The sequence below is a fragment of the Burkholderia sp. IT-111MI5 genome (assembly GCF_949752865.1).
Classification (GTDB): domain Bacteria; phylum Pseudomonadota; class Gammaproteobacteria; order Burkholderiales; family Burkholderiaceae; genus Burkholderia; species Burkholderia pyrrocinia_C.
Genome location: NZ_CATKIF010000020.1, coordinates 1 through 19,031, shown reverse-complemented (window position 1 = coordinate 19,031; position 19,031 = coordinate 1). Strand labels below are relative to the sequence as shown.

10 protein-coding genes are annotated in these 19,031 nt (G+C 59.9%); 6 read left to right on the top strand and 4 right to left on the bottom strand.

Going from position 1 to position 19,031, the window contains the following annotated elements; genetic code table 11:
- Positions 1-44 precede the first annotated feature (44 nt).
- The 3 genes from ACM6JT_RS17940 to ACM6JT_RS17930 all read right to left on the bottom strand — a co-directional run bounded on the left by ACM6JT_RS17940 (position 45) and on the right by ACM6JT_RS17930 (position 2,052).
- On the bottom strand, positions 45-245 hold the full coding sequence (locus tag ACM6JT_RS17940) for a hypothetical protein (protein ID WP_414856962.1): 201 nt from the start codon (positions 243-245) through the stop codon (positions 45-47).
- On the bottom strand, positions 242-1,210 hold the full coding sequence (locus ACM6JT_RS17935; protein ID WP_414856961.1) for a DUF932 domain-containing protein: 969 nt from the start codon (positions 1,208-1,210) through the stop codon (positions 242-244). Before ACM6JT_RS17935 ends, ACM6JT_RS17940 begins: the two co-directional genes overlap by 4 nt.
- A gap of 95 nt (positions 1,211-1,305) precedes the next feature.
- Positions 1,306-2,052, bottom strand: a complete 747-nt coding sequence (locus tag ACM6JT_RS17930; protein ID WP_414856960.1) for a hypothetical protein — start codon at positions 2,050-2,052, stop codon at positions 1,306-1,308.
- A gap of 414 nt (positions 2,053-2,466) precedes the next feature.
- On the opposite strand from ACM6JT_RS17930, the gene bcpA reads away from it, so the two are divergent.
- The 6 genes from bcpA to ACM6JT_RS17900 all read left to right on the top strand — a co-directional run bounded on the left by bcpA (position 2,467) and on the right by ACM6JT_RS17900 (position 16,380).
- The gene (bcpA, locus tag ACM6JT_RS17925; protein ID WP_414856959.1) at positions 2,467-11,898 is read left to right on the top strand and encodes a contact-dependent inhibition toxin BcpA; all 9,432 of its coding nucleotides are present in this window, start codon (positions 2,467-2,469) and stop codon (positions 11,896-11,898) included.
- A 1-nt stretch (position 11,899) separates the two neighbouring features.
- Positions 11,900-12,712: a contact-dependent inhibition immunity protein BcpI gene (gene bcpI / locus ACM6JT_RS17920; protein WP_414856958.1), complete on the top strand. Its 813-nt coding sequence runs from the start codon at positions 11,900-11,902 to the stop codon at positions 12,710-12,712.
- A 32-nt stretch (positions 12,713-12,744) separates the two neighbouring features.
- The gene (gene bcpO / locus ACM6JT_RS17915) at positions 12,745-12,966 is read left to right on the top strand and encodes a CDI system lipoprotein BcpO (protein ID WP_080324020.1); all 222 of its coding nucleotides are present in this window, start codon (positions 12,745-12,747) and stop codon (positions 12,964-12,966) included.
- A 24-nt stretch (positions 12,967-12,990) separates the two neighbouring features.
- Positions 12,991-14,727, top strand: coding sequence for a ShlB/FhaC/HecB family hemolysin secretion/activation protein (locus ACM6JT_RS17910; RefSeq protein ID WP_414856957.1), 1,737 nt, complete (start codon positions 12,991-12,993; stop codon positions 14,725-14,727).
- Between the two features lie 154 nt (positions 14,728-14,881).
- Positions 14,882-15,472 carry a hypothetical protein gene (locus tag ACM6JT_RS17905; protein ID WP_414856956.1) on the top strand — a complete coding sequence of 197 codons (591 nt, stop codon included), beginning with the start codon at positions 14,882-14,884 and terminating at the stop codon, positions 15,470-15,472.
- 500 nt (positions 15,473-15,972) lie between these two features.
- The gene (locus ACM6JT_RS17900) at positions 15,973-16,380 is read left to right on the top strand and encodes a hypothetical protein (protein ID WP_414856955.1); all 408 of its coding nucleotides are present in this window, start codon (positions 15,973-15,975) and stop codon (positions 16,378-16,380) included.
- Between the two features lie 41 nt (positions 16,381-16,421).
- Here ACM6JT_RS17900 and ACM6JT_RS17895 read toward each other — a convergent pair whose 3' ends face one another.
- Positions 16,422-17,792, bottom strand: coding sequence for a tyrosine-type recombinase/integrase (locus ACM6JT_RS17895; RefSeq protein WP_414856954.1), 1,371 nt, complete (start codon positions 17,790-17,792; stop codon positions 16,422-16,424).
- Between the last annotated feature and the right edge of the window lie 1,239 nt (positions 17,793-19,031).

Below are 19,031 nucleotides of genomic sequence, written 5' to 3'. Positions count from 1 at the left end.
GGCAGGACGAATCTGACCGGGCGAAAGGTGAGGGAATACGGGGGTTATGTCGAACGGGTACGTCGGAATGCGTCTTGCAACGCGTCGCCAGCGAAGGTCACGAGTTTTCCATTTCCGAGGTGGACAATCGTGCCTTGCGGTTTGATTTGCAGGATCGTGGCGTAGCGGCCGCCGAACCGTAACCCGATTCCACGCGGAATCTGGATGCGCATGTCGACGGCCAGAGGCGGTATGGGCTTGGTCATGCGACAAGCTTCATCGCCTCGTCCCACGCGCGTTGCTTGAGCGTTGCACCCGCACCGAACCAGGCGGCATCAAGACGGTGATCGTCACTGCGTGCGCGACGATGATGATCCACGTACTCGGTGACAGCATTCAGCAAACCCCACGCCGTGCTGGACGCCGAGGCCAGATCCGAGCCTTTCCCGCGGCCGGCATAGAGCTGGCCCACTGCCTTGATCGCGCGCTCGTTGACGGCAACCGTTTCGCGATCAGGGAGATTGGCGGTGGAGTAGGTCAGCACACGGCGCAGGAACGCTTCGGCCGCCGAGTCCGTCACCTTGCGTTCGGATAGCGCCTTGGTGCGGACCATAAAGGCATCCCAGGTCGAAACGGCGATGCCGAGCTGTCGTTTCACGGCGGCTGCATCAAACTGCGATCGATGCGAGACCTTGATCGCGCCAGCGCTGTTCCCCAAGGCTATTTGCAGGGTGTTATTGCAAACGACTCTGATCGACGTGAACTGCGCTGTCGTCGCGAGCGTGCCATCGCACGCCGTGGCGAGCAGCAGGTAGCCATTCACCTCGTCTTTGCCTTTAAGCATGCCGGACTGACCCGTGCGGGCGAGCGCCCAGAGTTTGCGACCTTCCTTCAGCACGCCGGCCGTCTCGAGCTGGAAGCCGCCGATCTCCGTCAGATCGCGATAGAACTCCAGAATCTCTTCGGGTTGCACGACCTGATAGCGCGCGGAGACGACCGACAGCGGTGCCTTGGTGTCTGATCGATACAGCACCTTCTGTTCGGGAAACGCGTGAATCGAGCCGAGACTGCGATTGCCAGCGGCGACGAAGCGCACTTCGGCCTCTTCGATCCGCCAGTCCATGCCGGCCGCACGTCTCCAGACTTCGAGCGGTTGCTTTGGGGCGAGTTTGCTTCCGAGGCCGTGCCAGGGTTCGGCTCCGACGTAGGCCATTGTTTGAACGAGATGCATGGTTGCTCCTTATAAAGGACGAGGGCATACAGCCCGGCGAGCGCCGGACGGAAGGGAAATCGAGGGGAGACGAGCAAGAGGGGGAGACGAGCCGTTCAGCTCTGCGCGGCACTGAAAGCGTGACCGCACGCGAGGCAGTGATGATTGTCCAAAACGTTGTCGTCGATTGCCGCGCCGACAGCGGACCCGGCTGCGCAGCCCGCGGCGCTGCCGACGAGTCCTGCGATCACAGCGCCCGCGAGTCCGCCGAAGACGGTACCAAGTGGTCCGGCGATCGAGCCAACGACTGCGCCGGTTTCCGCACCGGCGAGGGCGGCGGCCATGCCACCCGTCGCCCCTGCAACGCTGCCGATCGTGCTGCCAGCTTTGCGGGCGCGATTGCGTGTGTCGATACGTGAGGACAGGCAGCGCGGACAGCGGATTGATGAACCGGACGACGACGGCACGGCGGCCTTGGTCGGCGCCGGATCAGGCTTGCTCGGTTCGCCCATCAACGATTCGATCGCGTCGTGCAGGTCGTGGCGAGCTTCGGTCGCAGGGGATGCGTAGGCGAATTCGTCTCGCCGACCGAACGGTGGACAGCTATCGCCCGAATCGGCGCTGGCTTCATGCGCCGTGCGGACGACGTGATCGGGATACGGCGCGAACGCTTCCCATTCATCGGATTCATCGACGTCGACGGAACGTGGGGTGGTAGCACTGGGAGCTAGTGAGGGAGCAACGGGGGCGTGTCGGTGTGCCGGCCGATCCTTGGTGGCGAGCCAATAGAAGCCCACCGCAAACAAGGCGACGAGCGCGAGGCCCAGCCCGATCAGCACAAAGGTAGGGGGATTAGAGATCACGGAAACTCCTGAGCGAAGTGCGCCGATGCGGAAATGCATTAGCGGAGCGGCCGTAGCTGGCCGTGCTCAGGAAGGTGATATGTGGTTGAAAGAAAGTAAATTCCTGGTCGAGTGCCGATTCGACCTCGCAATTCTGTCAGGGGTGTTTTTGAGATGATGCGTGAGGTAAGATTCGCGCGGATTACGATTAACAATGCCGTCGATATTTGCGGTCGATAGAGTATGTCGTTATCCAAAATATCGAGATAGCCGGACTGGCGTGGCAGTAATCGAGCGATGGAGTTGTTTCGTCCGTCGTATCTCGGCAACGATTGACACTCTTTGACGCTGCCTTTCCACGGTTTAAATTAGATTCCATGCGATGTTCGAGGCCGTGAGGGCGGATCGAACGAAAATCGCGAGTAGACCAAGGTTATGAACAAAAACCATTATCGGCTGGTGTTCAGCCGCGTGCACGGTATGTTGGTCGCAGTAGAAGAAACGGCCAGCTCAGCGGGGAAGGCGAGCGCAGGTGAAACGCGGCGTACCCTCAATCGCAGCGGTGTGCATGTAGTGACGCAGTTCGCGTTGCGGCTTGCCGCATTCGGTGCGCTGATTGCCGCGGGCGCGATGCCGATGTGGGTGCACGCACAAATCGTCGGAGCGGGGCCGAATGCACCATCGGTAATCCAGACGCCCAACGGCCTGCCGCAAGTGAATATCAACAAGCCGGGCGGCGCGGGCGTTTCGCTGAACACCTACAACCAGTTCGACGTCCAAAAGGCTGGCGCGATCCTGAACAACTCGGCCACGATGGTTCAGACGCAGCAGGCGGGCTGGATCAACGGCAACCCGAATTACGGCGCCGGGCAGGCCGCGCGGATCATCGTCAACCAGGTCAATAGTCCGAACCCTTCTCAAATTCGCGGCGCTTTGGAGATCGCAGGCGCTCGCGCGGAGCTCATCCTGGCGAATCCGTCCGGGATCTTCGTGGACGGCGGAACCTTCCTGAATACCAGCCGCGCGACCTTGACGACCGGCGTGCCGTACTACGGCGCCGATGGTTCGCTCGCCGGTTACAACGTCAACCGCGGGCTCGTGACCGTCTCGGGCGCCGGCCTGAACGCAACCGGTACCGATCAGGTGGACCTTATCGCCCGCGCTGTACAGGTCAATTCCGCCATCTATGCGAAGAACCTGAACGTGATCGCAGGCGCGGCCCAGGTCAACCACGACACGCTTGCCGCGACACCGATCGCCGGCGACGGCTCCGCTCCGGCGGTCGCGATCGACGTGAGCCAGTTGGGCGGCATGTATAGCAATAGAATCGTCCTCGCATCGAATGAGTTCGGTGTGGGGGTGGCTAACGCCGGTACCATCGCCGCGCAGGCAGGCGATCTGACGCTGCAGTCGAATGGCCGGCTCGTGCTCACCGGCAAGACCACGGCAAGCGGCAATATGGCGCTATCGGCCGCGGGCGGCATCCAGAATAGTGGCACCACGTATGCGCAGCAATCGCTGTCGGTGAACACGGCCGCCGATCTCACGAGCAGCGGCACGCTCGCGGCGCAGCAAAATACGACGGTGAATGCCGGGAGCATCAATTCGACCGGCACGCTCGGCGCCGGCGTGAACAACGACGGTTCCGTCGCGCACAGTGGCGACCTCAACCTGATGGCGTCGGGCCAGCTGACCGCGACCGGCCAGAATGTGGCGGGCGGCAATGCGTCGCTGACGGGCGGCAGCGTGAATCTCGCCGGTAGCCAGACGGCGACGAACGGCAATCTGTCGCTGAGCGCGACGGCCGGCGACGTGAACCTGTCGAACGCGACGACGAGCGCGCAAGGCGCCATTCAGGCGAACGCATCGGGCACCGTGATCAACGATCACGGCAGCCTGTCGAGCGGCGGCGGCACGACGCTGACCGGTGGCAATCTGTCGAATCAGGGCGGCAAGGTTTCATCGCAGGGGCCGCTGTCGGTCAACGTCGCCGGCCAGATCGCCAACCAGTCCGGCGAACTGGTATCCGAGAGCACGGCGGACGTGCGTGGCGGCGCCATCGCGAACAACCAGGGCACCCTTCAAAGCGCGGCCGGCATGACGGTGGCCGGTGCGACGCTGGACAACACGGCGGGTCGTATCACGTCGCTCAATGGCGACGGCCTGTCGGTGACGACGAGCGGCCAATTGACCAACGCCGCGGGTACCACCGCGAACGGTGCGCAAGGCGGTGTCATCGGCGGCAACGGCGATGTGTCGGTCCAAGGCGCAAACGTTGTCAATCGCGGCGCGATCACATCCAACACGAATCTGCGGGTATCGGGCCAGTCGGTCGACAATGGTGGGGGCACGCTGCAGGCTGCGCAAAAGGTGGCCGTCGATGCGGGCGCGCGCCTGACCAACAACGGCGGCTCGATCGCCGGCCAGACGGCAACTCTCAGCGCCACGACGCTCGACAACAGCGCGGGCACCGTGCAGGCGAGCCAGGTGTCGTTAAACGCGACCGACCTCGTGAACCACGGCGGCACGATCACGCAGTCCGGCGCTGGCGCGATGAGCGTGAACGTGTCGGGCACGCTCGACAACTCGAATGGCGGCACGCTGCAAACCAACAGTACCGATCTGACGCTCGCGCCTGCCGCGCTCGTCAACGATGGCGGCACGATCACGCATGCCGGCAACGGCACGCTGACGCTCGGCGGAGGTACGGGGGCGGTGTCGAACGTGGGCGGTTCGATCGCGAGCAACGGGCGCGTCGTCGCGCAAACCGGCGCGCTGAACAACACATCGGGCTCGATCAACGCACAGAACGGACTGATGGCAACCGTCGCCGGCACGCTGAACAATGTGAGCGGCAAGCTGTTGTCGAACACGGATCTGAGCGTCACCAGCGGTACGCTCGCGAACGACGGCGGCCAGATCGGCGCGAGCACGAACGCGACGATCCACACGGGCTCGATGACGAACCAGGGCGGTTCGATCGTCGCGCCGAACCTGTCGGTCACCGCCGATTCGACGCTCGACAACAGCGGCGGCAAGCTCGAGGCCAATCAGCTTGCGCTGACGGCTTCAAACCTCGTGAACCACGGTGGCACGATCACGCAGTATGGATCGTCAGCGATGGGGATGAACGTCAGCGGCACGCTCGACAACTCGGCCGCCGGCGTGATCCAGACCAACAGCACGGACCTGACGCTCACGCCGGCCGAGCTGAACAACGCGGGCGGCACCATCACGCATGCCGGCACCGGCACGCTGACAATCGCGCCGGGCAATGGATCGAGCGCGCTGAACAACGCGTCGGGCACCATCGTGACAAAGGGGCAGGCCGTCGTCAACGCGGCTTCCTGGAGCAACGCGAGCGGTATTCTTGCCGCGCAGCGCGGCATCAACGCGACCATCGCAGGCGACGTGAACAACGCGCAGGGCCTGCTGAGATCGGACACGTCGCTGTCGTTGAAGAACGGCGGCGCTCTGTCAAACCGGGGCGGCCACATTCAGGCCGGGCAGTCGACAGCAGGCGACACCAGCACGCTCGCCATTCAATCGGCCTCGATCGACAACGCGGACGGCGCCATTGTCGATCTCGGCGCGGGCAAGATGACGGTGCAAGGCGGCAGCCAGATCACGAACAGCCACGCCGGCGGCGTAGCGGGCATGGGCGCGATTACCGGCAATGGCGAGGTGACGGTCGGCGCCGAGTCGATCAGCAATACGCAGGGCGGTCAACTCAGCGGTGCATCACTGCGTGTTCAAGGCAACACCCTGGACAATAGCGGCGGCACGATTGGCAACGTCACGAATTCGAACGGCGACGTGGACGTGACGACGACCGGTGCGATCACCAACACGAATGGTCAGATCAGCTCCACGCACGACCTGTCGGTCGCGGCGGCCACGCTGCAGGGCGGCGGCACGTACAGCGCAACGCACGACGCCAACGTAAATCTGCAGGGCGATTACACGGCGGCATCCGATACGCAGTTCAACGTCGGTCACGATCTTGCCTTCACGTTGCCCGGCACCTTCACGAACAACGCGAACCTGCAATCGGTCAACAACCTGAGCGTCAACGCGGGCAACATCGTCAACGTGGGCGCCTTGACGGCCGGCGGCCTGCTGCACATGCAATCGACCAACCTGATTAATAGCGGCGCGCTCGTGGGCGCCAGTGCGTCGCTCAACGCGACGAATACGATCTCGAACCTCGGGCCGACCGCGCTGATCGGTGCATCGGACAGCAACGGTACGCTGGAAATCCTCGCGCACGACATCGAAAACCGCGATGACGCGACCGCGACCGATTCGATGGCGACGACGGCGATCTTCGGCATGGGCAAGGTTGTGCTGGCAGGCGGCAAGGACGCGAGCGGCAACTACACGAATGCGGGACTCGTCAACAACGTATCGGCGCTGATCCAGTCCGACGGCGACATGCAACTGCACGCGGACAAGATCACGAGCACGCGCCGCGTGATGAAGACCTCGACGAATTCGATCGATCCATCGCTGCTCGGCCAGTTCGGTATTCCGATCAAGGGCCGCACGGGCCAGGTCGGCGTGAAGGATCCGGACAGCATCGGCGGCGTCTACACCGAGCCGCCTCACGGCGGTCAGTGGAACAGCACGTATCAGTTCACGACCTACTACGCGGACAGCGCGACGGCAACGACGGTAACGGACATCAGCCCGGCCGCGCAGATCGTGTCGGGCGGCAAGATCGATGCGTCGTCGGTCGGCACGATGCAAAACTACTGGAGCAACATCGCCGCGGTCGGCGACATCAAGATGCCGGCGCACTATGACGCCGACGGCTGGGCGGCGTCCGGGCAGAAACTGCCGGGCGTGACGGTTTCCTACTCGGGGCAGTATCACTACAACAACTACGACAACACCGAACACGACTGGCAACTGCCGTTCGGCAACGCGCCGTTCGTGACTGGGCGTCCGGGTGGCTATACGCAGGCGGCGCCGGCGTCGATCAAGGATTACACGCTGCCCGGCTACTTCTCGACGATAAGTTCGAACGGCACGATTTCGGGCACGGGTGTCAGCGTCAGCAACACGGCGGCTAACGCATCAATTCCGCCGCTCGGTTTGTTGCCGGGGCAGTCGGTGCCGGGGCTTACGCCGACCACCCTGAGCGGCAACGCCAGCGGCGCAAAATCGGATGCATCGTCCGTGCACGGTGGTCCACCGGCGCCGGTCGATCCGATCATCGCCAGTGCGACGGCGCTGAACGTGCTGAACAACCTCACGATTCCGCAAGGTGGCCTGTACCGGCCGACGACCGCGCCGAATGCGAACTACGTGATCGAGACGAATCCGGCGTTCACGAACCAGAAGAACTTCATTTCGAGCGACTACTTCTTCGGACAGCTCGGCGTTGATCTCACGCATATTCCGAAGCGGCTTGGTGACGGCTTCTATGAGCAGCAGTTGGTGCGCAATCAGGTGACGGCGCTGACCGGCAAGGCGGTGCTGGGGCCGTACGCGGATCTGCAAACGATGTACCAGTCGTTGATGACGGCAGGCGCGGATCTGTCGAAGTCGCTCGATTTGCCGATGGGCGCGAGCCTGTCGGCCGACCAGGTGTCGAAGCTGACCGGCAACGTGATCATGATGGAAACCCGCGTGGTCGACGGCCAGTCGGTGCTCGTTCCGGTCGTGTATCTCGCGCAGGCGAACCAGCAGAATGTCAACGGCCCGCTGATCAGCGCGACGAATATCGATTTCCAGAACGCGCAGTCGTTCACGAATAGCGGCACGATCAAGGCGGACAACACGCTGGCGATCCAGGGCAAGCAGATCGACAACGCATTCGGCGCGCTGCAAAGCGGCGGGCTGATGTCGCTGAAGACCGAGAACAACATTGATCTGACGTCGGCGAACGTGAAGGCCGGCAGTTTGCAACTGGATGCCGGCAAGGACCTGATTCTCGATACGGCGACGAAGACGAACACGCGCGTGAGTCGGGACGGTGCAACGAGCGTGGTGACGACGCTTGGGCCAACCGCCAAACTGGACGTCGAGGGCAATGCGTCGATCGTCACCGGCGGCAACTTCCAGCAGAATGCGGGTAACCTGTCGGTCGGCGGCAATCTCGGGATGAACGTCGGCGGCAACTGGGATCTCGGCGCGGTGCAGACGGGCGAGCACAAGATCGTGCAACGGGCGAACGGCGTGTCGAATACCGACATCAACAAGGTCACCGGCAGCTCGGTGACGGTTGGTGGGCAGTCGAGCATCGGCGTCGGCGGAGACCTGACGGCCAAGGGCGCGCAGATCGACCTTGGTCAGGGCGGCACGATCGCGGCCAAGGGCAACGTGACGCTCGGCGCGGCGAGCACGACGTCGACGGTGAACAGCAACAGTTCGGGTAGCGATAGCCATGGCAGCTACGCGGAGACGTTGCACACGTCCGATCAGGCGCTGACCGGCACGACGCTCAAGGGTGGCGATACCGTCACATTGGCGTCGGGCAAGGATCTCACGATCAGCGGCAGCACGGTCAGCCTGGATAAAGGCAATGCGAACCTGATGGCGAGCGGCGATGTGAATATCGGCGCGGCAACCGAAACGCATGTGCTGAACTCGCACGAAACGCACAGCCACAGCAATGTCGTGAGCGGCGTGCAGGTTGCAAGCGGCATCGACCAGACGGCGACCTATAGCCAGGGCAGCACGGTGTCGGCCGACAGCGTCAACATCGTCAGCAATCGCGACATCAACGTGGCGGGTAGCAACGTCGTTGGCACGAACGACGTGACGTTGCAGGCGACGCGCAACGTCAACATCACGACCTCGCAAGACACGACTCAATCGTCCAGCTATTTCGACAAGAAGGAATCGGGTCTTTTGACGAATGGTGGTTTGTCGGTGACGGTAGGTTCGCGCTCGGCCGCGCAGCAAGACCAAAGCAGCTCGGTGACGAATAAGGGGAGTGTGATCGGGTCATCGCAGGGCAATGTCACGATCCAGGCTGGAAAGGATGCCACGATTACCGGTAGCACGATTGTGGCAGGCCGGGATGTCGGAATCGCCGCTCAAAACGTGACGGTAAATGCCGCGTACGACACCTACAAGGACGCGCAGTCGCAGCAGTTCAGCCAGTCGGGTTTGAGTGTCGGATTGGGCGGCGGCCTGGTCGGACTCGGACAGTCGATGGCAGGCGCCGTCCGCCAAGGCCAGCAGTCGGGCGATTCGCGCCTCGCCGCAGTACAGGCCGTGGCGGCTGCCGAACAAGCTTACCAGAACCGCGGCGGGATCAAGGACGCGGCCAATGCCCTGTCGAACGGGAACGTGAGCGAAGCTGCCAAGGGCGTTCAGGTACAGCTCAGCATCGGGTCGAGCCATAGCAGCAGCAATGCGACGACATCGATCTCGAGCGCGAAAGGTTCGTCGATCATAGGCAACGGCAACGTCTCCATCACCGCGACGGGCACACCGGACGCAAGCGGAAACGCTCAGGCGGGCACCGGAAACATTGCGATGACCGGAGCGTCAGTGCTCGGCAAGAACGTCGCGCTCGACGCCAACAACGCGATCACGCTGCAAAGTGCGCAGAGCACCGAACAGAGTACGAGCTCGAACAGTTCGACCGGCTGGAATGCAGGCGTGGCGATCGGCGTGGGCAAGAATACGGGGATCAGCGTCTTCGCGAATGGCTCGAACTCGCACGGACAGGGCAATGGCGACAGCGTCACGCAAACCAATACGACGGTGGCGGCCGGCAACACGCTGACGATGAAGTCGGGCGGTGACACGACGTTGTCGGGCGCCAAGGTTTCAGGCGACAAGGTCAAGGTCGATGTCGGCGGCGACCTGACGATGACGAGCCTTCAGGATACGTCGAATTACAGCAGCAACCAGCACAACACGGGCGTCAGCGGCAGCTTTACATTCGGCTATGGTGGCGGCGTTGACGCATCGATCGGCCACACCAGCATCGACGCGAATTATGCGTCGGTGAACCAGCAAACCGGCATCGTGGCTGGCAAGGAAGGGTTTGATGTCAACGTGGCGGGCCATACGCAGCTCAACGGCGCACAGATCGCGAGCGCGGCGCCGGCAGACAGCAATACGCTGACGACCGGCAGCCTCGGATTTACCGACATCCAGAACAAGATGTCGTATTCGGGATCGTCGGAAGGTTTTTCGACGTCGGGCGGCCCGAGCTTTGCACAGACGGGTGATAGCGCGAGCGGCGTTACGCACGCCGCGGTGAGCCCGGCGAAGATCGTCGTGAAGTCGGATGAACAGAACGGCACGGACAGCACGGCCGGGCTGTCGCGCGACACCGCGAACGCGAACCAGACGGTGGAGAACACATTCAACCTGCAGAAGGTCCAGAACAATATGGCCTTTGCGCAGGCGTTCGGCAAGGTCGCGACGTTCGCGGTGGCGGAAGCGGCGACTCAGTTGGAAAACAGCAGCCCGCAGATGAAGGCATTGTTCGGCGAAGGCGGTGCGGGTCGCGACGCGCTGCACGCCGCGGTGGCGGCGATCGGGGCAGCGCTGTCGGGTGGCAACATCGGCGGAGCGGTCGCGGGTTCATTGGCCGGTGATGTACTGCAGTCCCTGGCGCAGCCGATCATCGATCAGACTGTGAGCCAGTTGCCGCTGAGCGCGCAAGCCGCCGCGCGGAATGCGCTAAACGAGATCGTGGCAACGGCGGGCGGTGCGGCGGCTGGCGCTGTCGCAGGTGGCGGTTCATCCGGTGCGCTGGCCGGTGCAGGGTCGGCCGTCAACAACGAGCTTTACAATCGGCAGCTTCACGTAGAAGAGGTGAAGGTTGTCGAGCAGCTCGCAAAGGAAAAGGCGCAGGCGGTATGCCGCGGCGATTCAAGTTGCGTGGCGAAGGCAACGACTTACTGGACCGACATGCTCGAGCGCGCGGCGAAGGGAATGGTCGACGACACTGCCAACAAGGAAAACATGGCGTATCTCCAGACGCTGATCCAGACGGCGAACAATCCGACCAGCGAAGGCGCGATGGGTGGGCTGAGCTCCTACCTGGCGAACCTTCAGACAGCGCAAGATATGTTGTCGCAATATATGGGCAAGCCGATTCTGGTACGCGGTTCGCCTATCATCTCCTACGGTTCGGCTCAGACGTATTTCAGTGCGACGCCCACGCAACGTTCAGACCAGTACTTGAACTCCGGGCTGGGTTCGCTGCCCGGCTCCATCGTGCCGGGTGCAAGCCAGCGCGATCAGAATCGAGTGGATTCCTTCGCCACGCAAAACGGCTCCGTGAAACCCGATTACACGATCGAGGAAACGGTCATCGGCGGTATCCTTACCAACAAGATCGCATCGACGGTCGCCCGCGCGGGTGAGTCGATTGATGTTTGGTTGGCGGGAGCGGTTAAACCCACGGATAAAGGCTTCATCAGCACCGGAAAGGTGACGATGGAGAGCATGCCGGTTAAGCTGAATACTGCGGAACAAGGAGTACTGTCGCAGATAGATCATCTCCCGTCTACGGAACTCCAGGGCCAAGCCCGGGAATACGTGGCAAACAACTACTTCGTACGCAACGGCTTTACCCCACTGGATGGAAAGTGTGGCGTCAATTGTTTTGATGGCGTTTATGTTAAGGGTGATAAAGTATACATCAACGAAGTAAAACCTCTTAACGCAAATGGCTCAATACAACTGAACGGGCCATCCGGAGATCTGCCAACGCAAATGTCGGATGCGTGGATCCAACGCAGCATAGACAGACTCAAAGCGTCGGGCAATCCAGAGCTTGTGAAAACGGCGGATACAATCGAATCCGCGAGGGCCAGCGGGAATTTGATTAAGGTGGTTTCTGGGATTGACTCAAACGGAATGTCGCTTATCAAGCCAAACGGAAAGTGATATGAAGAATGAAGATCGGTGTCGAAAAATTAGCAACTTGGTTGAGGCTAATAAGCGTTTACTTCCCGAGCTGCTCCATGACATTCAGTTTAGGCGAAACAAGGTCCGGATCGGCTCCGTGTTGATTGGACTGTCAAGGCGTGCTCACGCGCAAGCAATCTACGAGTATTTTGTTGAAAATGACATTGCTTTGTTGAAGCAAAATATGTATCTCGCTGCACGATTAAATCTTGCCAGTATTGGTGAGTCGGGCGGCGCATCGTTCGATACTGGCGAGCCCATATTGGTTGCACTCCTTTCGGATAATGAGGAAGTAATCCAAAAGGTTGCTCGTGCTGAAACGGCGGATCTCATTAAATATAGAAATGACCCGCTCAGCAATTTCTCTCATGTTTACATGCTGCAACTCGCCATTCGTGGCGACGATGATCAAATATCGAGGATGATCGAGAAGATTGCAAGGAATGGCAAGAAACCATTGCGCACGGAATGCGCGGAAGGTCGAGATTTCTATTCGCTGTTACTTAAGAGCGACAAGACCGGGCTAGAGTCATTAATTCAATTGAAGCATGCTCCGTTAAATAGCACGGATCCGATCGATGAGGATTTTTTTTCTTATCTTGGTGTCCTCGAAGCCAAATTGTGTTGGCGTCGGGGCATTCCTGTGGAAATCGATCATCCGCTGATACCAATGGAGCTGATGCCGGTGAAGCCCCTCGATCACTACGATGACGTCTACGACTTTCTGAAGCCGGGGTGGGTGCCGCCTCCGCAGGGACTGATTGGCCGCGTTTCCCGGTGGTTTAAGACGTGATCGGCGCACATCGCACTCGCTTTGAGGCAACGATGAAGAAATCCAAATGGCCCATGGCCCTAGCGTTTGTCATGTCGACGCTTCTCGCTGCATGCGAGACCGTGCCACCTGATGCACCTCCGCGTCCTCCGCCGAAACCGGAAATGGAGCCCGTGTTGCCGTCGTGGTCGAGCACGATCTGGGTCATGGGCTTCTGGAAATGGAGCGGTACGGAATGGGTTTGGATTCCGGGACATTTAGCACCCAAACCATAAAGTCGAGCTAACAACACCACATTTATGACAATCCGTATCCCGGTCGTGCTGCTGTCGGCCGTATGGCTGATTCCAATGGCCGTGTCGGCGCAAGAAGCTCCTCGCCCGATCATTTCGGGCAACGACCAGCAAATCCGACAGCAGGAAGAAGCGCGCGAGCGCGAACGGACCGTCACAGCGCCCGGGGTGCGTTCGAGCGTAACGGCGAGCGCAGGGTATCCAGCGCTACCATCCGAAACGCCGTGCTTTCGCATCGACCGTTTTGTGCTCGACGTACCCGATGCGCTGCCTACCTCGCTGAAATCGCAAGGCGCGTCGGCGTTGCCGATGGATCGCTTCGCCTTCGCGCGCGAATGGCTCGAGCACTACACTGGGCAGTGTGTCGGCAAACAGGGACTTGACATGCTCGTCAAGGGCATGTCGCAGGCGATTCTGGCGCACGGGTATGTCACGACGCGCGTGCTGTTGCCCGAACAAGATCTGTCGACCGGCACGCTGAAGCTCTCGCTGATCCCCGGTGTCATCCGCCATGTGCGCTTCGCCGACGAAAAGCTCCGCGGCACCTGGAAGACCGCCTTCCCGAACGGCGACGGCGAACTGCTGAACTTGCGCGACCTTGAGCAAGGTCTGGAGCAGATGAAGCGCGTGTCGAGCCAGGACGTGTCGATGCAGATCGTACCGGCCGATGTGCCGGGCGAAAGCGACGTCGTGCTCGACGTGAAGCGCGGCAAGCCGTGGACCGTCGTCGCCTCGATCGACAACTCGGGCACGCGGGCGACCGGCCGGCTGCAGGGCAACCTGTCGCTCGGCATCGACAATCCGCTCGGCCTGAACGACCTCTTCAACATCGGCGTGAGCCAGGATCTCGAGTTCGGCGACAAGCGGCTCGGTTCGCACGGCTGGAACGGCTTCTACTCGATCCCGTGGGGCTACTGGACCGCAACGCTCTCCGCATACACGAGCACGTACTACCAGCAGATTGCTGGCGTGAATCAGACGTTCGTCGCGAGCGGCAATTCAAAGACGGTCGATTTCAAGCTGGCCCGCGTGCTGTCGCGTAGTCAGAACGATGTGTTCGGCGCCTACGCTCGCCTGTCACGCCGTTTTGGACAAAGCTTTATCGAAGACACTGAGATCTCGCAGCAGCGCCGCAATAACACGATGATTGAGCTCGGCCTGACTGATCGCCACTACTTCGGCGGCGCGCAGTTTGACGGCTCACTTGCATATCGTCAAGGTGTCGGTGGATTGGGCGCCCAGGACGATACGTTGGCGGCGGGAGGCGGGCCGACCTATCGCTTCAAGATGGCGGTGCTCGACGCGAACCTGTCGGTGCCCTTCGCGATCGGCAAGCAGCCATTCCGCTATGTCGGCACATTCCACGGTCAGTACACCGGAAACACGCTTTACTACATCGACGACTTGACGATTGGCAGTCGCTATACGGTGCGCGGGTTCGATGGCGAGACGATGCTCGCCGCAGCACGCGGATTCTACTGGCGCAACGAATTGCAGGCGCCGATCGGGCAGACGGGGCAGGCAGTTTATGCGGGACTCGACTATGGTCGCGTATGGGGCCCGCAGCCTGTCGTCCTTGTCGGGACGCAGTTGGCTGGCGCAGTGATCGGCATAAAGGGTAGCGTGGGTACGCGATTCGGAGCCTATGCGTACGACCTGTTCGTGGGTACGCCAGTCTACAAGCCATCTGAATTCCCGACCGCACGTTTCGCGGTCGGATTCCAATTGACTGCGCAGTTTTGAATGAGTGAGTCGCGATCGGCCTCGCGTGGATCCGGACAGGTTGCGTGGTGGCGTTCCCCAACGCATTTCGGGAAAGTGACACTGGGCGATCGAGGTCGAACCATGAGCGACGGCAATTGGTTTAATTAGCATACTTAACAAATAGAGAGAAAAGATGAACAAGAGAATGATTCTGTCGTGCCTGATGAGCACGGCTGCGTTGTTGGTGGCATGCGGTGGTGGCAGTGATGGCAGCGCGAGCAATGCTGCGAGCAGCGACAGCGCGTCAGGCGCGTCCTCACCGACGACGCAGGACCCTCGGCCCGTCGAGTTCAAGTGTCCGGACGGGTACAAGTCGATTCAAGTCACGAAGAGTTCGATCCCGAACGCAACGATGACGCTGGTCACGGATGACGGTATCGCAACGTTGACGTTCAAGACGCCGCAAGACGGAGTCGTTCGCGACGGGACGATTTGCCTCGGGAAACCCGACCCGGTTCCGGCGGGTGTGAAGGCGGACTATGTCTACGAGATCAAGTCATACGGTGGGTTCGACAACATGTTCAACCGTACGCTGACCTTGAACTTCACCACCGATGTCGTTCCCGATCCGAATCCTCCGGTGATCGAGATGGCCAGTGTTTCGGGCGGGGTCGTCACCTACAAGCCGACGATCATGGGCTCGATCTATTCGAATCGGCCGAACTACAGCCTAGCCGCTGCTGCAAACTTCACCGGCCTGTACGTCGTCCGTCTGAGGCAATAAGTATCGGCGGCGGGCGAAAATCGCGCGTCGTATGCCGCACTTCCGTATCAGCTGACAAACTCGAAGTACCAATTTCGATGCGCACGCGGACATGAATGGACGACGTGGAGGCATCTGGTACTTGGCGGGGCATGGTGTCGGCATTGCGCGAATCTCGCGAAGCGCCGAACGATAGAGGACATGCAGGCGGTTGCTGCGGCGCGCGGTGGTCGATGCTTGAGTACCGAATATCACGGCAATCGAGTCAAATTGACATGGCAGTGCGCACACGGGCATGTGTGGAACTCAATGCCTAACACGGTGATCAATCGTGGCGCGTGGTGCCCGAACTGTTTTCGGTTGCGAATCACACGGGATCCGGCATTGCGCCGGCGCTATGACCACGAGGGGAGATAGTGCAACTGTCGGCGTCGTGGCGCGATAATGTGAGACAACAGAAGGGTAAATCAGTGGGAAGAGGTGCGGGACGGCGGGGCGGTCGGGCAACGCTTACGAAAGAAATGCTGTTGCCGTTGTCGACCGAAAAGGTGCGATCGTTGTCGCTGGAGAACCATATGGCGCTGGCTGTGGTTCGCTCGGGACGCGGAGATTGTGATCAAGTCACTTGCCTGTTGCGCGTTGTCTACTTGGCGTTCTTTATGCGCAGCGAGACGACCTCCGGATCAGACCTGAACTTGTATCGTCGAGCAGAGGCCGCATTGGACGCTTGTATCGCGCGTGCAGAGCGTAACGAGCCGTGGATGCTTCACGAGAACGAAGCCGCTGACGTGGAGCGGCTTTTAGTCGCGCATGACGAACAATTGGCAGCGGTGCCGAAGCACCGCTATCTCGCGGCTTGGGATCGGCTGCAACGTTTCGTGACGGGAACGGGGCGCTCGCCGATTCCAGTCAAGAACGAAACTGCCTGACGACTGGGTTGGGACAAGAATCGTGTTCGCTGCCCCGTATTTCAGTTCCTTGGAGGCTCGAATTTGATGTTTGCCTGTTCGAGCATCCACGCTTCGATTTTCGTATGCCACATTCGAAGCATGTCGAGAGGGCGGCGTCGGTAATGCTTCTCTGCAAGAGCACTTGGTTTGTGTCCTTGAATTTGGGCGACAACACCAACAGGAACTTCGCACCATTCGGCCAACGTGCCGAAAGACCTGCGCAGTCCGTGCAACGTTACGTGGGAGAGCCCCGCCGCCTGAATTGCTTGGTTATGAGCGTAGCGCGGCTCCTCGATATGCCCGCTTTCTGATGTGGGGCTTGGAAACACCCACGGAGATGGATGCCATGTCTTGCCTTGCTCTGCGAGGGTGGCAAGCACCGATGTTGCCGGTGGCTTGTCATTGATGTTCCTTAGCTCTCTCAGAAGCATTGCGAAATACGGGGTCAGCGGAATGACCCGACCGTTTTTGACTTCGATCTTGTCGTTTAGACGCATACTGTTCCAATCAAAATCGACATCGTCCCAGCGAAGTTCAGCAAGCTCCTCTCGGCGAGATCCATTTATGAGAAGGCCCTGGAGGTATACGGAGACGACAAAATTCGGGATCGCTCGTACGGCCGTGAACCATGCATGCAGTTGTTCGCGCTGTAAGCTATCTCCCTCCTTTGTATTTGCACTGGGCAGAAGAGATTTGACTTTCGTGGATGAGTAGCAGTCGCTTGGGATCAACCCTGCGAAGCGTTCGTGGCTTTCGCACCACCGTACTAGGGCTTTGATGACTCGATAGGCATACGCAGCGCTCGTCGGGCGTTCTGTTGTCTCAATCCGAAGCCACTCGGCTATCGCTGCTCCTGTTAGCTCCGCGAGCTTCACTCGCATCAGTACATACAGTGGTCCTCGCGAGGTAAGCCCTTTGCCGCGCTTCTTCTCTTCACCGCCCGCGGCGGATAGCTTGCGGTGGTCTTCGATGTACTGAGCCGATCGAGGTCGTTTTGTCTTTGGTGACACTTGTGTACGCAGATCGTCCAAATACGCTTCCCACGCATCGACGAAAAGCACGTCTTTGCGACGTGCGTCGGCCAACCGTGCTTCGTGCGCGGCCTTTTGTTCGGCACTGACTTCTCGGGGATCCCGTCCGGCGTCAATCAGGAGGGCAAGTCGAGCAGCTTCGGCTCGGGCATTGCTGAGATCCCAAGAGCGAGGATCGCCAATCGTCAGACGGATGGTTTTGCCAAAGAGGCGCGATTCAAAAACGAAGGCGCGGGCGCCTGATTTCGTGACTCTGAGCCCTAGACCGGGACTCTTGGCATCCCAGTGGATTGTCTGCTGCTTACCTGCTATGCAAGGAAGCGAGTTCACTCGTTCTGTCGTGAAATTTACCTTGGACATGCTGGCTCCGGCATAACTGGCCTTGGCTGCCTACACGCTTTCGTGTAGGTGCGGTGTAGGCAAATTATGGGATGCTCAGGCAACGCGAGTCAATGTAAAATCACCAGGTTGAGTCGAGAAGGCCTTTTAATATAAGGGTTGCCGCGCCTACATCTATCTCGATCGTAACTGATCAACCCGGATGTTCGATGATTTGTAATCATCAGGTGGCGGGTTCGAGTCCTGCAGCCGGCACCAATAAAGTCAAAGGGTTACGAGATTCTGTCTCGTAGCCCTTTGTCGTTTCTGGCTTCGTGTAGGCATTTTCCGTCAATTCAGATGCCGCCATCCGCCCAGGGCCTTCCATCCATGCCGTTACGTGCGCACTAGCTGGTGACCGCGACTCTCGGGGATATCCGGTGACGTCGGCCAACTCAGGTACCCTATCGACGCAACCCGTCCGCCCCCTCCGTTACCATCTGCGTAAAACGCAGAGGTCAAGTCGCTGGTATCGCCCAAAAGGGTCGACAAGGCGGCATGACCGGCAACGAAGACAAGGACGATCGCGATCAGCGCGGCGGTGTGCGAAGTGGGTGGGATTCACGAAAACCCTCGAGCGGTGCTATGTGGAAATTCGTCAGTGGGGGCGCGCGTGCATAGCCATCATGAGGCGAGCTTTGGCGGTAGGCCGATCTCATGTTGTAAATTGGATACACGCGAGCGGAAATGGAATCGCATGGTTGCAACGAGGCGCCTCGAAAATTGATGGTTGCATCAAATGTCAATCCGGTTTATTTGAGATAGTAGTTGGTTGTTATCCACTTCGTGGTTTTATGGGATATTTTTCGATCCTAGGTTTGGTGGTGGAAATACTCGCGAAGGGCTGTAAATTGCGTGTGTTTTTTGGAAAGTTGTAGAAAAATCAATGGCTGGATCGTTGTCGGTAGATTCGGAGAGAGGCATGCCCCCGGCGGGTTGCGTAGAGTCTCAATGTTTTATTTCTATCTGAAATTATTTATTGCAAAGCGTCAAATTTTTATTTGTTTTAGAGTCGATTGACGATTTTTTCCTTGTTGGAGCGGGCGTTTATGAAAAGGTGTCCGGTGTTGAGGCAGCACTGATCGACAGGTGATCTAATGCCGACCTTGCAGTTTCTGACACTGTGCTTGCAAGTATTTCGATAAATTACGGCGCGAGAGACCAATCATTACGCCGCTAACAAGTGAAGAAACGAGAAACTTCGGCAGCGTTGATTTCGGC

Coding starts and splice junctions, on each gene's coding strand:
- bcpA (WP_414856959.1), top strand. CDS start 2,467: ATGAACAAAAACCATTATCGGCTGGTGTTCAGCCGCGTGCACGGTATG.
- ACM6JT_RS17935 (WP_414856961.1), bottom strand. CDS start 1,210: ATGCATCTCGTTCAAACAATGGCCTACGTCGGAGCCGAACCCTGGCAC.
- bcpO (WP_080324020.1), top strand. CDS start 12,745: ATGAAGAAATCCAAATGGCCCATGGCCCTAGCGTTTGTCATGTCGACG.
- ACM6JT_RS17910 (WP_414856957.1), top strand. CDS start 12,991: ATGACAATCCGTATCCCGGTCGTGCTGCTGTCGGCCGTATGGCTGATT.
- ACM6JT_RS17900 (WP_414856955.1), top strand. CDS start 15,973: ATGCTGTTGCCGTTGTCGACCGAAAAGGTGCGATCGTTGTCGCTGGAG.
- bcpI (WP_414856958.1), top strand. CDS start 11,900: ATGAAGAATGAAGATCGGTGTCGAAAAATTAGCAACTTGGTTGAGGCT.
- ACM6JT_RS17940 (WP_414856962.1), bottom strand. CDS start 245: ATGACCAAGCCCATACCGCCTCTGGCCGTCGACATGCGCATCCAGATT.
- ACM6JT_RS17895 (WP_414856954.1), bottom strand. CDS start 17,792: ATGTCCAAGGTAAATTTCACGACAGAACGAGTGAACTCGCTTCCTTGC.
- ACM6JT_RS17905 (WP_414856956.1), top strand. CDS start 14,882: ATGAACAAGAGAATGATTCTGTCGTGCCTGATGAGCACGGCTGCGTTG.